This window comes from Paenibacillus sp. KACC 21273 (genome assembly GCF_028736095.1).
Classification (GTDB): Bacteria; Bacillota; Bacilli; order Paenibacillales; family Paenibacillaceae; genus Saccharibacillus; species Saccharibacillus kyungheensis.
The window spans coordinates 3,135,662-3,151,620 of sequence record NZ_CP117876.1; the positions used below are offsets into that span (position 1 = coordinate 3,135,662).

At 38.1% G+C, this 15,959-nt stretch carries 14 protein-coding genes; 3 read left to right on the forward strand and 11 right to left on the reverse strand.

The genetic code is table 11. The annotated features are described in order from the left end of the window. Positions 1-63: 63 nt before the first annotated feature. From PQ460_RS13645 to PQ460_RS13670, 6 genes are all read right to left on the reverse strand, one after another. Positions 64-600 carry a GNAT family N-acetyltransferase gene (locus tag PQ460_RS13645; RefSeq protein ID WP_274170145.1) on the reverse strand — a complete coding sequence of 179 codons (537 nt, stop codon included), beginning with the start codon at positions 598-600 and terminating at the stop codon, positions 64-66. Between the two features lie 18 nt (positions 601-618). Then, entirely contained in the window at positions 619-1,119 is a 501-nt protein-coding gene (locus PQ460_RS13650) for a GNAT family N-acetyltransferase (protein WP_274170146.1), read from the reverse strand. A 30-nt stretch (positions 1,120-1,149) separates the two neighbouring features. After that, a complete protein-coding gene (locus tag PQ460_RS13655) occupies positions 1,150-1,701 on the reverse strand; it encodes a GNAT family N-acetyltransferase (protein WP_273615998.1) in 552 nt (183 codons plus the stop codon). 162 nt (positions 1,702-1,863) lie between these two features. Then, a complete protein-coding gene (locus PQ460_RS13660; protein WP_274170147.1) occupies positions 1,864-2,364 on the reverse strand; it encodes a CBS domain-containing protein in 501 nt (166 codons plus the stop codon). A 112-nt stretch (positions 2,365-2,476) separates the two neighbouring features. Then, positions 2,477-3,706: a glycoside hydrolase family 43 protein gene (locus PQ460_RS13665; RefSeq protein ID WP_274170148.1), complete on the reverse strand. Its 1,230-nt coding sequence runs from the start codon at positions 3,704-3,706 to the stop codon at positions 2,477-2,479. A 215-nt stretch (positions 3,707-3,921) separates the two neighbouring features. Beyond that, positions 3,922-4,596, reverse strand: a complete 675-nt coding sequence (locus PQ460_RS13670; protein ID WP_274170149.1) for a phospholipase D-like domain-containing protein — start codon at positions 4,594-4,596, stop codon at positions 3,922-3,924. 266 nt (positions 4,597-4,862) lie between these two features. Here PQ460_RS13670 and PQ460_RS13675 point away from each other — a divergent pair, with 266 nt between their 5' ends. After that, complete coding sequence (locus tag PQ460_RS13675) at positions 4,863-5,699, forward strand: sugar phosphate isomerase/epimerase family protein (RefSeq protein WP_274170150.1); 837 nt, start codon at positions 4,863-4,865, stop codon at positions 5,697-5,699. Positions 5,700-5,872: 173 nt separating this feature from the next. Here PQ460_RS13675 and PQ460_RS13680 read toward each other — a convergent pair whose 3' ends face one another. The 3 genes from PQ460_RS13680 to PQ460_RS13690 form a co-directional block, all read right to left on the reverse strand. Beyond that, positions 5,873-7,639, reverse strand: coding sequence for a glycoside hydrolase family 43 protein (locus tag PQ460_RS13680; protein ID WP_274170151.1), 1,767 nt, complete (start codon positions 7,637-7,639; stop codon positions 5,873-5,875). 162 nt (positions 7,640-7,801) lie between these two features. Continuing rightward, entirely contained in the window at positions 7,802-8,626 is an 825-nt protein-coding gene (locus tag PQ460_RS13685; RefSeq protein WP_337994011.1) for a hypothetical protein, read from the reverse strand. Between the two features lie 522 nt (positions 8,627-9,148). Next, the gene (locus PQ460_RS13690) at positions 9,149-9,571 is read right to left on the reverse strand and encodes a chemotaxis protein CheW (RefSeq protein ID WP_204824337.1); all 423 of its coding nucleotides are present in this window, start codon (positions 9,569-9,571) and stop codon (positions 9,149-9,151) included. A gap of 342 nt (positions 9,572-9,913) precedes the next feature. Here PQ460_RS13690 and PQ460_RS13695 point away from each other — a divergent pair, with 342 nt between their 5' ends. Further along, entirely contained in the window at positions 9,914-10,888 is a 975-nt protein-coding gene (locus PQ460_RS13695) for a glycoside hydrolase family 43 protein (protein ID WP_273615991.1), read from the forward strand. A 99-nt stretch (positions 10,889-10,987) separates the two neighbouring features. Then, a complete protein-coding gene (locus tag PQ460_RS13700) occupies positions 10,988-12,289 on the forward strand; it encodes an MFS transporter (RefSeq protein WP_273615990.1) in 1,302 nt (433 codons plus the stop codon). 609 nt (positions 12,290-12,898) lie between these two features. On the opposite strand, the gene PQ460_RS13705 is transcribed toward PQ460_RS13700, so the two are convergent. Then, entirely contained in the window at positions 12,899-14,827 is a 1,929-nt protein-coding gene (locus PQ460_RS13705) for a beta-glucoside-specific PTS transporter subunit IIABC (RefSeq protein WP_274170153.1), read from the reverse strand. A 208-nt stretch (positions 14,828-15,035) separates the two neighbouring features. Continuing rightward, entirely contained in the window at positions 15,036-15,890 is an 855-nt protein-coding gene (licT, locus tag PQ460_RS13710; protein WP_273615988.1) for a BglG family transcription antiterminator LicT, read from the reverse strand. Positions 15,891-15,959 lie beyond the last annotated feature (69 nt).

The following is a 15,959-nucleotide window of genomic DNA, read 5'->3' on the forward strand; positions in this document are numbered from 1 at the left end:
ACTTTCATTATCACTATACTATTCAAATGTAATTAAGACTTTTATTGTCTTTTCCCATTATAATTAACCGATAATTTTCTGGTAACTTGCAATATCGAGACGACGACCGAATTTATAACCGACTTCACGAAAATGTGCACATTTCTCATAACCATAACGTTCAAATAAAGCGATACTGTTTACATTCTCTGTGCAAACTGTCGCAATCAGTACATGAAATCCACTGTTGATACCCGCTTGTTCGAGAAAAGAAAGAGATTTGCCACCTAATCCTCGTCCCGTCTGTCCGGGCTTGAGATATACAGTGACTTCTGCGGTCACATCATATGCTTGCTTATTTTTGTGTTGAGTCATCAGTATGTATCCAGCAATACCGGAGCTAGATAAAGAAGACGCCGATTCGGTATCTGAAGACGATTCATCTATAATCACATATGATTTGTAATGAGCAGGTACATTCATAATCTGTGCGCGCATCTGTTCTAGTGATAACGTCTCTGTGTGAAAAGAGACTGTTGTATGTTCTACATAATGATTATAAATCGACAGCACTTCAGGCAAATGCTGTTCTTCGATCGGTTCAAATCGAACGACACTCATATTAACGTACGCCTCCATTTACAAAAAATAATGCATTATTCGTTGAGGGCCTGCTAATTCTATAGGACGATGACCCAAATCTTTAAAACCTGCAACCGTATAAGTATGTTGCGCAGCTACATTACGTTCATTAACTGCTAATAATAACTCATGGATAAATGGAAAATGGTATCTAACCCATGCTGGTAATAACTCCATCGCTTGTCTGGCATACCCTTTACCTTGATATCGGGAATCGATCAATAATGCTCGAATCAGCATCACTTCTGCAAGTAGAGTATCTGTATAATCATCGTAATCCAAAATGCCCTGTCCTGTATGCAACACAAAAAAACCAACCACTTCACGTTCAGTCATAATCACTATCGGATAACGCTGCGGATCAGTCAGCGCTTCTTCTAATGAATCGACAGGTAAAGCTGTAAATTGAAGTTGTTCTTCTGGCAAATGAAATTGAGTCAGGTCTGCAAGATATTCAGGACGATATAATGTTAATTCTACTGTAGTAGAAATAGTCATAGAACAAACTCCTTTGATCAGGTAAGCGTATTAATCAGCAACAATAGCATAGATTTTCGCATCGTGAAATCTACCTTTTACATATAAGTTTTTGCGCATTAAGCCTTCATACTTCATACCAACCTTCTCCATTACACGAGCAGAATTGATATTATCAGGCATACAACGTGCTTCAATTCGTACCAACTTCATCTGATTCCAGCCAAAGTCAAGAATGGCTTCCATCGCTTCCGAAGTATATCCGCGATTCCAAAATTCTCTGGAAAGCGCATACCCTACTTCTGCTTTGAAATGCTTGGTGTTCCAATTAATAAATCCCATTGTTCCGATTAAGCGACCGGATTCTTTATGTTCAATACCCCATTGAGAAACAGCACCTTCTGCATATTTCCCTAGCAAAAATGAAATAAATTGTTTTGTTTCTTCTATCGATTGATGAGCGTGCCAGGTGACATAGCGAGTGACTTCTGGATCGGAAGCATAAGCATACATGTCTTCTACATCATCCATTGTAATCGGACGCAAAATCATTCTTTCCGTTTCCAATACAGGCAGTTCTCCAAAGATATCTTCAATTTTCATATGTATCTGCTCCTTTGATTGAAATAGGTTATATGTATTTTACCATATATGTGCTTCAAGCGTGATTACCAAATCTTGAATAATAATATACAAAAAAACCGCCCTTTAGGACAGCTTTCATTAACATTATGGTAAGAATGAAACAATAAGAACTGGTCTTTGTTAACTTCGATATCCGTGGCGTAGATCAGTCGCTGTAATAATACCTAATACACGTTCTTGCTCCGTAACAATAATACTATCATTGCGGAAATATTCAGCACGTTGTTCTGCTCGCTGTTGCACATCACTTACACTAGCTCTCACATCCACGATAAGAGGTTTTTGAGTCATTAATTTGACTACACGCTGCATATAGAATCCGTCCATTCCTGCACGTCCATTAACTCGAAAGAAAAAACGACCGCACATCACCAACCCTACCGGACGATGTAGCTTATCGCATACAACAATACTTTCAGCTTCTGGATAACTGAACATAACTTTCAATGTCTGTTCACATGTCTGCTTGGTTGTAACATGAGGAGCACTACGAAGAAGATCGGTCAGGGTCAATGTCTCTTCAGGTTCATGAGGCGGTTCAGGCATAGTAGCTGTCTGCATAGGAGTGACTTCATATTTCTTAACTTGTCTCAGTAAGGGCTTCAGCATCTGACTAATCATGATTGATCGCCTTCTTTCTGTAATAAGAGCTTATGTTTATCCTACTCTTCTAAGATTAAAGGCGATAACGAATCATGTGAAATAGATGTAAATCATAGCTAACTAGACAACGTTATTTATCGTTTAATGTCCACTGATCACGCCAGTTGAGTACGATAGATCCATCATCAGTAATCTCTATCGGTAACCAGATATAACGTGAGTCTTTAAGATTATCTTTTTTCCAGCGATCCCCCATATAAATAAATGTACCGGGTGCTCCTTCTACCGGAAGAATGTGTGTACTTTGAGAATCAAATGTAGTCTGACTCGCAGGTGCAAAGTTTTTCAAAGGTGCCCATGGGCCAAAAATATGATCTGCTACTGTATACTTAGCCACATTCGGGTCCCATCCTGTTGCTCCTGATGTCACCATATAATATTTGCCATTATGCTTGAACATCGCAGGTGCTTCACGTTGCGCTCCCGGGAATACACGTACATAGTCTTCACCATATACAGCTTGATACTCTTGATCCCGCTCTACGTTGCCTTCTTTATGCCAGCCAGTAATATCAGTATAAGAATCATTTAATTTGGAAATATATATCGTCAAATTCTCTTCACTGGAATAGACGAGATATGCTGTTCCATCATCATCTTTAAAAAGAGTCATATCTCTTGCCATACCGGGTTGATCCGGTTGTCCGTTATATTCTGCATCTTTGGGAGCTCGATCCATACGATGCCCTTCTCCATAGACAAAAGGCCCTGTAGGTGAATCAGATAATGCATACCCCGCTTGAGCTTTGGCATAGTTCGCTGTCGATGTAGCACTTGGCCCGTCAGTATGCATCCACATTACATATTTACCAGTTTTCTCATTATAAATTACTTTAGGGCGTTCTATAATTCGGTTTGTTCCAATATCGTTAAGTATGTTAGCAGTATCTTTACGTCCAGCATATAGCTTAGAAATCAATGGATCATTTGTAAAATCATCTTCCGATTCAATGGCTGTCAAAGCTAGCCCTTTATCCTCCCAATTGTAAAGGTCTTTGGAAGCATACACATGAACACCGCGAGCAGGTAAATATCCATTTGTTTTATCTTCTCCATACCAGTAGTAAGTCTGATCTTGCTGGTTATACAGTACGCCTCCACCATGTGCCTGAATAGGTACACCGCTGGTATCATTCCAGACTGCACCGGGCGTAAATGACGTATTGGCAGCTATATTCATTTCTGATGGAGTACTAGAAGTTGCCGCCGAGGACATCTGTACAGGCATGATGAGTGAAGACAATAATACTGACCCGCAGACAAGGGGTACCCATTTTTTCCTTGTAGACCATAGATTCATAACGTTACCTCCTTTTATTTTGTATACGCTTACAAAAATGAATAAAAATATACTCCCCACACAGGAAGTATATTTTCTTATTGTAGTAAAAACCATTTTTCAAGTCAAATATACAATAAAAGGAATATTTAAATTTTCAATATTATGGTGATACTCACTATCATACATAAGCTTTATTTGAAATAAATTAACAATCAGTTCCCGATTGATAAATCTTACTTATCCGCTGTCCATATCTGATATCGTTTATCATCATTCCACATATTATTGAAAATGGTAACCCATTGCTCTGCTAGATTAGTATCATGGATAGCTACTAATACTTCATCATTTTCTTCGCTCGATTCGTCTGTATAATTAAATGATCCTACTGTTGCTATTTTACGATCAGCAATTAGCATTTTTTCATGCATTTTGCCTTCAAATGTATTAATTTTGATCATGGCTCCTGCATCCACTAGGGCTTGTAACGCTTTGATCTGAGATTTTTTTTCTACTTTTGTTTTGTCTGTCAAAATATGCACTTGTACACCACGCTTTTGCGCTTCTACTAATGCTTGAATAATCGATTCGCGTGATAAATTATAAATCGCTACATCCAACGTAGCTTGTGATTGATTGATCAGATTTATAATCAACTGATCGGGCTTCTGCCCTTCCGAAGTAAATACATAATCAATCGTTGTGCCTGCTTTTGCTTTGGCATCTGTGGAAGCCGATGGAGAAGATTCTATATTTGCAGAAGAGACATAACCGGAGTTCTCATGTAGTGGAACAGAATAGACTTCAGGAGAGATCGTTTTTGACGTATTGGAACATGCGCTTACTATCCACATTGTACTCGTCAAAAGAATACCTATCAGACAGAATTTGCGACGTAATATAGTCATAATTTGCAAAATCCTTTCTTTGTAAAACAAATTCGTTCTATGCTCATCCCTATCATTGTATTTGTGAGCGTATTGTTATGATTGGCACCAAGAAGACTGCTTTTACTGCAATTTGCCAACAAATCAATACATTTTATTATAAACGAATGATCTTTGTAATCAAAATTGCACCAGAATATATCCTATAATCTGGATATCATACAGGAGTTCACTCTCTACAACACGAATAGTATAACCATCCTGTACAATTTGGAGATGATCATACAATGATTAAAGGAATAAGTCAGGCTGGATTAGGTTCTATTTCAACAGAGGAATTAGTACGTTCTGCTCGTAAGTATGGATTCGGTGCTGTAGATATCAATACAGATACACTAATTGCTGATCATGGTTTGGAAGGAACACGTCAATTGCTAGAAGATCACCATGTTATCGTAGGCTCTATCGGTCTACCTGTAGAGTGGCGTCAGACCGATGCTATTTTTCGTGAACAATTAACATCACTTGCTGTCACCGCTTATCATGCTTCTTTGCTTGGATGTAAATCTTGTTGTACATATATTTTACCTGCAACAGATGAATTGCCTGCTACCTACATGGCACAAAGTATTGTACGTCTGCGCCAGATTGCCTCGATCTTAGATGCTTACGGTATTAGACTGGGACTGGAATTTGTAGGCCCTCATCATTTGCGTACTGCGTGGAAGCATCCCTTTATTCATACGGTTGCAGATACACTGACAATGATTGATGGGATCGATCGTAGTAATGTTGGCTTGTTGGTCGATGCTTATCATTGCTATACCACTGAATTTACAGCAGATGATATTCGTCAATTACGCACAGATCAGATTGTTCATGTGCATATTAATGATGCCAAAGACGTACCACTTGATCAAGTTCTCGATAATGATCGATTATATCCTGCTGAAGGTGTGATTGATCTGCCTGCTTTTCTACAAGCTTTGCAAGATATCGGCTATACAGGCGTGGTCACGCAAGAAATTCTAACCCAAGAATCTCCAACAGATTCGACAAGTTTATTATGGGAGCGTTCCCAACGTGGATTTGATCATGTATTTCGCAATATCTCTACCCTTTGATTAGATATTGATTGTTAATGCTTCATACCAATAGAAGACGATAATATATACAAATAAGGTAGACCTCAAATAAGCCATACATCAGACTTCTTATGCTTATCCTAAGAAGTCTGACCTATGGCTATAATAAATGTGCAACAATCAAATTATAATACTTGCACTAATCTGTTATATTAACTCTGTTGCTCTATCACAAAAAGGCTATACTCCGCATATCCTATCGTACCTTGATCTTGATCTGTTGATTGGACTATTTCACTGACTTTGTTAAGATCAACTGCAAATATCCCTACTTTGGATCCGACCCAATGCCCTGGATGAACTGATGCTACATATGGAATATCTACAAAATTCGTACCGTCCAGACTATAGCTAAACTGAGATTGAGCAGCATGCAGAATCGAGACTGGAATCTGATCTTCCCTCGCATCACTGATCGGTGACAAATGATGGGCTGATTCATTGTCTAACCATACCGATACACGCATATAGATAGGATTAGGCATATACGGTTGTGAAGAAATGGCTTCCAGATCATCAAGTATAGTATGCCATACTTCCTCTTCTACAGGATGCTCTAGCTCTTGTCCATCTTCATCTTGATGGGTATAACCTCGGATCAACGATAATCGATATTGTTGCTCTGCATTCTTCTCTATCGCTAAATACGTATATGTTCGTCCAAATAACGTCATTCCGAATCGTTCGGTAACAGATTGAGGATAGACATGTAGACATGTAGTTGCTGTAAAATCTGTCGAAGGTAATTTTTGTAATAACAATTGAGGCGCTTCATACAATAACGCTTGATCAGTCACATTTGCTAACTGAGAAGGAAATGAACAAGCATATAATCGTATTGCTTGATGTTCATAATCAGTAGCATACCAGTCTGCTTGAATATTAGCTTGCCATTGCCACTGTAATCCAAATGCCATAGTCGCTCTACTGATAAGTTGAATCTGTTCATCATACAATGAATAACGGGAACTCAAGGAATCTTCAGATGCTGTCGACGGAGGAACAACAGGCATACGCCACATTTCCACCGGCTCGCCTGCTGTATCACCTGATTGATATTGCCCGATAATTGGCCACCCATCGCTCCACTCCATCGGTTGAAGATGAGTAATCCGCCCATAAGCGTATTTATCTTGAAAATGTAAAAACCACGATTCTCCCGCTGTCGTCTCTACCCAGCTTCCTTGATGAGGGCCATTGATATGACTATTGCCTTGCTGAAGTACGATTCGATCTTCATAAGGTCCAAAAATATGCTCCGAACGTAACACGACTTGCCAACCATGACTGACACCGCCCGCAGGAGCAAATATGTAATACATGCCTTCCCGTTTGTACCATTTAGGCCCTTCCATAACTGGATGCACTAATCCACCATCATAAATGATCTGCCCTTCCCCTTGAAGTTCACGACCATCTGCACTCATACGGAATGCTTGTAACTTACTCCGAATCCCTGTACGACTATGAGCAAAAGCATGAACAAGATACGCTTGTCCATCTTCATCCCAAAATGGACATGGATCGATCCATCCTTTTACTTTTTTCAATAAATGCGGTGCTGTCCATGGGCCGGTTGGTTCTTTGGCGGAACACATAAAGATCCCTTCATCTGGTGTGCTAAAAAACACCCAAAAGCGCCCATTGTGATAACGAAGACTAGGAGCCCATACACCTTCTCCATGTCTGGGTAAATCATAATCAGACGATCCTTCAAGAAATTGGAGCTCTGGCAAAATATAATGAATTAATTTCCAATGCACAAGATCTGTAGAATGAAGTAACGGTAATCCCGGAACATGTGCAAAACTAGAAGCAACCATGTAGAAATTATCCCCTACCGCTATAGCATCAGGATCGGAATAATCTTCATGAATAATAGGATTGTTGTAAAATGATTCATTGGGACGTAAGCTCATCTTTAACTTCCTCCTATAATCTATTTTGTTAACGTGTTCATTTCTCCTTTTATCATACCCTGATTCTGTATTGAATTAAAAGTATACGCTTACAATATAAGTTAAAAGATATATTTTTAATTACAAAAATAAAGAAGCAGTTCATTGAACTACTTCTTTTCTTTAACCTTTTAAAGCCTTTTGCAAAGAATCTTTCATCACTTCTACAAAGTTATTCCGCTTTTCTTCAGACAGCTCTAGCAAAGACAGATAAGGATTTAAGTCCTCTAATTCGACTAGCAAGAGTTCTCCTTGTTCATTTCGGCAAGCATCAATTCGTTGAATACCCCAATGGATATTATTCCATTCAATAAAACGTTTAGCAAAATGCAAGTCTTTATCAGTAGGTGTATATTCTTTTAATTCCCATCGCTTATCTTTATCGGGTGCATAAAGCGCATATTGAAATTGTTTATCAATAAAATAAAAAGAAACTTCATATTCAAAATTGATCAATGGCTGTATTAATGTATCTTTTGAATGAGCCTTCACTTCTTCAACCAGTTTATCTTTTTCAACAAACTTCAATCCAACCGAATCTGCTCCATCTTTAGGTTTTATAATATACATATGCCCCTGAGGAAGTTTGTCCAAATGATCAATAGTATCAATAGTCGGTATAACAGGCAGTTGAGCATTTGTTAATTCAATCAAATATTCTTTCCCGTTCATGTCCGCTTTTCCATCCAACGAATTATACGTATTTAAATGTTTAGCAATAACTCGTTTACGAAATGCTTCGTATTTGACTTTAAAATTAGCAACAGGACCTGCATTTCGAAAAACGATTAAATCTGCATGATCTTCAAATGCTGCAATATCTTCGGGATGACAAATAACCAGATGAAAAGTTTCTCTTAATTTTGAGGTTAAAAACAAATCTTCTTCATAATAGTTTCTTCCTTTGGCGGGATAATATAAATCAGTCACAAACAATATTGTATGTATGATCATCACACCTTCCTTGATATATTTTTGGGTATAGTGAACTTCTCACATATTTAGAATACAGCCATTTTAGTAGTTAATACCGGTTTCGTCAATTAAGGAACTTTGCGCTCGAAATAATGGCGTATAAATAAAAATATCTTTATTTTATCATCTTGATTGACTTCATTTACATGGTTATCATTCACCATACGGCAACTCATAGTACAGCTTAACAGACCGCTCAATAAATAGAATAAGCAGGTGGTACAGCTCTTGGAATCTGGCTGATATTGTCTATAAATAACATCCGAGCAAGTGGCTAATTTTGTATTTTTCTTACTTTCTGATCAGGTATCTCGCATTAGAGGTACAGAAATGTATGTGGAGAGTGCAGAATCATTACTTTCTTAATATAAAAAGATATCAAGCATATCCTTATGTACTATTTTAAGTACAAAAAAGCGCCCTGCAATAAGCATGTGGCGCTTTTTTTATTTGCTGTAGATGCAAAATATGATGTTCTTTTACTTAAGCATATGTTTAGACGTACGCGTTACGTGTATAAGACAACAAAGATTCTACATTAACGATCGGAATAATTTTGCCATTCACTTCAAAAGCATTTGGTAAAATATCGCGACTATTTGCTTCTGGATTTTCTTTTAATTCGGATTCTTCTACAGTTGCTGTGTTGTCTAACTCATCTACCAATAAAGCAACACGAGTACGGCGAAGCAAAATCATTTTGTCTGTTTCTTTAGGTTCTTCATAAGAAACAGCTAGTACTTTACGCAGATTAACCAACGGATATAATGCTCCACGAATTGTAATTAATCCTTCATGCCAATCTTCTGAAAATGGCAATGGTGTTCCTTTTTTAGCAGTTTGAATTTCATCAATTTCATTAAAGTTAATAGCGTAAGCTTGACCTGCTACATAAAATACGATCAATTCGATTTTCATTATGATTAGCTCCTCGAACAATATAATCTGACATTTGCCTATATATATACTTTATCGACCAAATGGTTCATATTCTTTACTACTTTCTTGATCTACCTACATGTACGTACATTTAGTACTGAAAAATAACGATTGCAGACAAGTATATGATCTAATTTGATCAATATTCTTGAAATATGTTTAAATAAGTGCTACTATTTAGAAAATTAGTGTATGTATCAGTTTATTATTAATGTTTATATAAACTATAAATGTACGTACATATTTTTAATATTAAATTTGTAAGCGTTACCTGAAAAGAAATCAGGATAATGCTATACCTCACTTCAAGGAGACGATATCATGACCAACTTACCTGAATTCAAAAATCCGATTGTGGAGCAACGTGCTGATCCATGGATCTACAAACATACAGATGGATATTACTATTTCACTGCTTCTGTACCTGAATATGATCGACTAGACGTAAGACGTGCTCAGACGATTCAAGGATTAGCAGATGCTCCTGCGGTAACCGTATGGCGCAAACCGGATCAAGGACCTCTAAGCAACTTAATCTGGGCTCCAGAACTTCATTATATTAATGAGAAATGGTATATCTACTTTGCTGCTGCCGATGTACCTGAACCGGTGAATGGTACGTTTAATCACCGTATGTATGTGATCGAGACAGATGCGGCTAATCCTTTAGAAGGTCAATGGGTTGAAAAAGGACAAGTTGTTACAGCGTGGGAATCTTTTGCACTAGATGCAACCACTTTCCAACATCAAGGCAAATTGTATTATGTATGGGCACAACGCGATTATGATATTCCGGGCAACTCTAATTTATACATTTCGGAAATGGAAAATCCTTGGACACTTAAAGGAACATATACGATGTTGACCAAGCCAGAACTGGATTGGGAAGTGATTGGTTTCCTTGTAAATGAAGGGCCTGCTGTACTTAAACGTAACGGTAAAATCTTTATTACGTATTCTGCAAGCGCTACCGATGAGAACTATTGCATGGGTCTACTGACTGCTGACGAGAATAGCGATTTGTTAGATGCGAGCTCATGGCACAAATCACCACAACCAGTATTTACAAGTGCTGCTGAAAATGGACAATATGGCCCTGGTCATAATAGCTTTACCCGTACAGAAGACGATCAACATGATGTACTTGTCTATCATGGACGTAATTACACTGAAATTACAGGCGATCCGCTATATGATCCTAACCGTCATACACGCGCACAAGTAATTACATGGAATGAAGATGGTACACCGAATTTTGGTAAACCTGTTCCTGATGCAGGATTTGTTCGTTCATAAATAAAGACTTGGTTTGATTTTAAATACAGATGTTCTTAAATACAGATTTTGTTCTTTTATAAATAGAGACAACGATATGGATACGGAGATGAATGAATCATGAAGTTAAACAATATCAAATTACCAAAATGGAATTTTTGGAATTTCGGCGGATTGTTCTTTTTCTACTTTTTAATCTGGGCGGTTGTACTTGCGTTCTTACCGATCTGGTTAAAAGAAGAAGCAGGACTTGATGCTAGCCATACTGGACTTGTCTTTTCAGCGATTTCGTTAATTGCTTTATGTTATCAACCGTTTTTCGGAGTGATCTCGGATAAACTAGGATTCCGTAAAAATCTATTCTGGTTTGTTGTTATTGTTGCTTTATTTATGGGACCTTTCTTCACCTTTTTATTTATTCCACTTCTTCAATATAATATTTGGGTAGGCGCGATTATTGGCGGTATTTACCTGAGTGCTGTGTTTCAGGGTGGCGTTGGGGTTGTCGAAGCGTATATTGAGCGTGCAAGTCGTGCAAGCTCAATTGAATATGGTCGTGTACGTCTGTTCGGTTCGATAGCTGGTGCTACGGCAACATTAATCGGTGGAATGATGTATCTGTATAATCCAATTAGTATTTTCTGGTTCGCTTCTTGTTCTGCGGCTGTACTAGGGATTCTATTGCATACAGCCAAAGTTGATCCTTCTGCGAGTGCAGCAGGTGTACCTGCGGATTCCAACGAAGCTTCCAGTGAAATTACAAAAGAACGTGTATTTTCGATTTTCAAACTTAAAAACTTCTGGTTCTTGTCTCTACTGATTGTCGGTACAGCCAGTGTATACGATGTGTTTGATCAGCAGTTCCCAAACTATTACAATCAATTTTTTGCATCTCCTTCACTAGGTACACAGCGCTTTAGTGAACTGGTATCGTTACAGACAGCAATAGAAGCGATATTGATGATCTTTATGCCATTTATTATTAACAAAATCGGCGCTAAAAATGGACTCCTGTTATTCGGATTACTTACATTTGTACGTATTTTTGGAACCGCTATCGCAACAGATACTGTCAGCTTATCATTGCTACGTCTGATCGCTGCTGTTGAAATGCCGTTATTGTTAGTATCTATCTTCAAATACATTACAAGTGTGTTCGATATTCGTTTGTCTGCTACAATCTATTTGTTAGCATTTAACTTTGCCAAACAAGCAGCAATCGTTGTCTTTTCAAGTATTGCAGGTAATATGTACACCAGTATTGGTTTTCAAAATACGTATTACTTCTTAAGTGCTATTGTATTATTAATTACGGTTATTTCGATCTTTGGACTATCTAATGATAAAAATAAACGTGAGCCTGTAGGAAGTGTTACACCGAAGCAAAACAAAGAACGAATGGTAGCTGTACCTAAAGTATAATGTAGCTTGATAAGCAGTATATGTAAGCGTTATTAGTAAGCGTCATCAGAACGATATAAGTTGTTGATTGTAGATATCATAATACAAAAAAGCCTTTCAGTCTTTTACGCTGAAAGGCTTTTGCTTTGTACATATATTTATTTGCCTATTCCTACAAAAAGGGTTGAATTAAAAATAGATTTTGGTACAATATGGATTGGTTATGTGAGCAATGCTAAATGATTTCGATAACGATTTAAAGGAGTCTACTCGTGAACAATGTAGTGAAAGAACGTTGGTATGCTGTATTGGGTATTGCTATTGTATTTGGTGGTATTTTTGTAATTAAAGCATTCAGCGGAGATCTGTAATTTGAACTCAACAATAACGGCGTAATGCCAGCAAGATGGTAAAGCAACAAAAAGAGCTTAAACGATGCCGGTGAGCAATCACCCACGACATTGTTCAAGCTCTTTTTGCTTCTATGCTAACTTCTATATAGCGTATTCTTTCACTTCTATATAGTATATTCGGTTTCTTTGCTAATGATAGCTCCAAATTCACTATAAGTGCAGAATCAGTCTAACACTCTTCACTACTTATATCTGTTATCTATTACCTGATATAAGATTAGCTTAATTTATACAATAATTCACCAGAACGTGTATTGGACTGTGTAGACGATTGAAGATCGTTGTAATCATTAATATTGGTTACGATAACAGGTGTAATCGTCTCATAGCCTTCTTCTCGCACTGCTTTGAGATCGAACTCCATCAATAGATCGCCGATCTTCACAGTCTCTCCTGCTTTGGCATGTGGTGTAAAATGTTTGCCTTTTAATTTGACGGTATCAATTCCGATATGAATCAACATTTCGGTGCCTGTATCACTGACAAGCCCGATAGCATGCCCGCTTTTGGATACAGAGAACACGGTTCCATTGACAGGTGATACGATTCGTCCTTCAGTTGGTTCGATCGCTACGCCTTTCCCCATAATCTCTTGTGAGAAAGCAGGATCATTTACAGCGCTTAGTGGCTTCACTTCGCCGGCAACCGGACTGAAAATATCAGCAGCGATAACTTGTTGTACAGCAGGTTGATGAATATCGATCACATTGGATGCTGCTACAGTATTTGATGCTACAGGAGTACTGTTTACTTCATTTGCTGTACCTTGAGCAGGTTCAGCTTCTTCTGTGCTTTCTTTTACACCGATAAAGTAAGTGATCGCTGTTGCAGATACTAATGCTATCAGACCACCTAATAATGCATAGATCAATGTACTGATGGATGGACTAATAAATGCCGCTACACTTGGTAGACCTACTAAGCCTGTAATAACATACGATTTGACATGGAAGATACCCATAAATGCTCCACCAATAGCTCCACCGATAAGAGCAGCTATAAATGGCTTTTTAAATTTCATATTGATACCATACATCGCAGGTTCAGTAATACCCATAATCGCAGTTAAACCTGTAGAGAACCCGAGTGATTTGGTTTGAGCATTTTTGGAACGAAGTCCTACACCTAGTGCTCCACCTGCTTGTGCCCAGTTCGCCGCAAACATCAATGGAATAATAAAGTCATATCCTAATGCTGTAATTGAACCGATAACGATTGGAGTTAATGCGTAATGCATGCCTGTAATAATAAGCAATGACATCGTGCCGCCGATCAGAATACTTGCGACAATCGACATATTTTCAAACAACCATGCAATACCTCCAGACAATCCACTACCAATAATAGAACCTAACGGCCCAATAGCAATCAATGTGAGTGGAACCATAACCAGCAATGTAACTGTAGGTACGACTAGCAATTTGAGAGAAACATGCGTATAACGATCTACTGCTTTCTCAACATACGAAGCGATCCAGATCGCAATAACGATCGGAATAACGGTAGAAGAATACGTTGCCGCAACTACAGGGATGCTGGCAAAAGTCACACTTTGACCTGAAGACAATAACGCTGTGATCGTCGGGTGCATAATAGCTGCTCCTAAGGCTGCCCCGATATACATATTACTGCCTAGCTTACGAGAAGCACTAATCGCTAAAATAATCGGTAAGAAGTAAAATGCCCCGTCTCCAATCGCCGATAAAATAATATACGTCGAACTGGTATTCGACATCCAACCTAATGCAACAAGGATCGCGACAATCCCTTTAATCATTCCTGCGCCTGTAATTGCTGGTAAGATCGGGGTAAACATTCCTGAAATAAAATCAAACAGTGTACTGATCGGATTTTGTTTCTTTTTCGGCTTGGTTGAAGCTGTCTCTTCTAGCTGACCTGCTCCTGGAATCTTTTTCACTAATTCTTTGTATACGTTTGCTACTTCATTTCCGATAATAACTTGAAATTGTCCTCCATTTTTCATAACACCCATAACGCCCGGCGTTTTTTCCAATTGAGCTTTGTTAGCCAGATTATCGTCATTTAAGTTAAAACGAAGTCTTGTCATACAATGTGTCACTTGATCAATATTGCTTGTACCGCCTACCAAATCCAGTATGTCTTGCGATAGTTTCTCTTTATCCATGTTGTCTTTCTCCTTTTTATATAGGGCGACTAGAACGATTAAGATACAAAAAAACCTAAATGTCTATAAATGAGTCAGTCTATACTGACAGTACATACAATACGTGTACCGCATATTGCATGGTCATCTATCCACATTCAGGTTTTGCCTAATTAAAGTCACAATCCCATTCGTTGGTGTATTTATTTGTATCGGTCGGTTCAATGATCTACCCTTCTGATCTTTCTGCATGTTCTGCTTTGGTAATACGTTCGATATGAATTGTCAGATATAATAATTCATCTTTAGAAAGAGTACGCTGATGAATTTTGCTTGTATACGATTGAATCTTTTGTGCACAAGCGTAAGCATTAGGATATTGGACTTTGACCATATCATGTAGAGGATTGTCGCCAGAATCGCTGACCGTATCATGAAGTACACGCTGTGCAAAAAACTTCAGGTGCGTCAAAAAGCGGAAATAACTTAGTGATTCTTCATCCATTTCAAATACATAATGTCTGGTCACTATGCGTAGCACGTCTTTGACAATATTGGTCATACTAATCGTCTCGCTCATCTCGCCGTTTAATTGCGAATTAACGAAATGCAGTGCAATAAATCCACCTTCATCTTCAGTCAGTTCCACACCTAATTTATCTTCAATCATTTGCAGAGCTTTCATTCCGATTATATATTCTTTGCGGTACAACTTTTTGATCTCCCAAAGAATCGCGTTTCGAATCTCTATCCCTTGCCGATAACGTTCAATCGCAAAATGAATATGATCGGTTAATGAAATATAAATACTATCATGCAATTTGCTACCCAGTATCGTCTGCGCATATCGAATAATTTCATCTGAACAATCTACGTATTCGATGGGAATGTCTGATAATAATGTCATCAACTTTTGTGAGACTTCCCTATTTTCGAGCTTGAATACTTTTTCTACTTTTGTCTCATCCACCAGATCGCCGGGGTGCTTTTTAAAACCGATACCTCGCCCCATAACAACCATTTCCTGTTCAGCAGGATTGATGACAGTCACAACATTATTATTCAGAACTTGTGCTATTTTCATTCCCATCACCTTTTACTATCAAAATAGTCAAAAAGGCAAAACCAAAAATGACTTGGAACGTCAATTTCG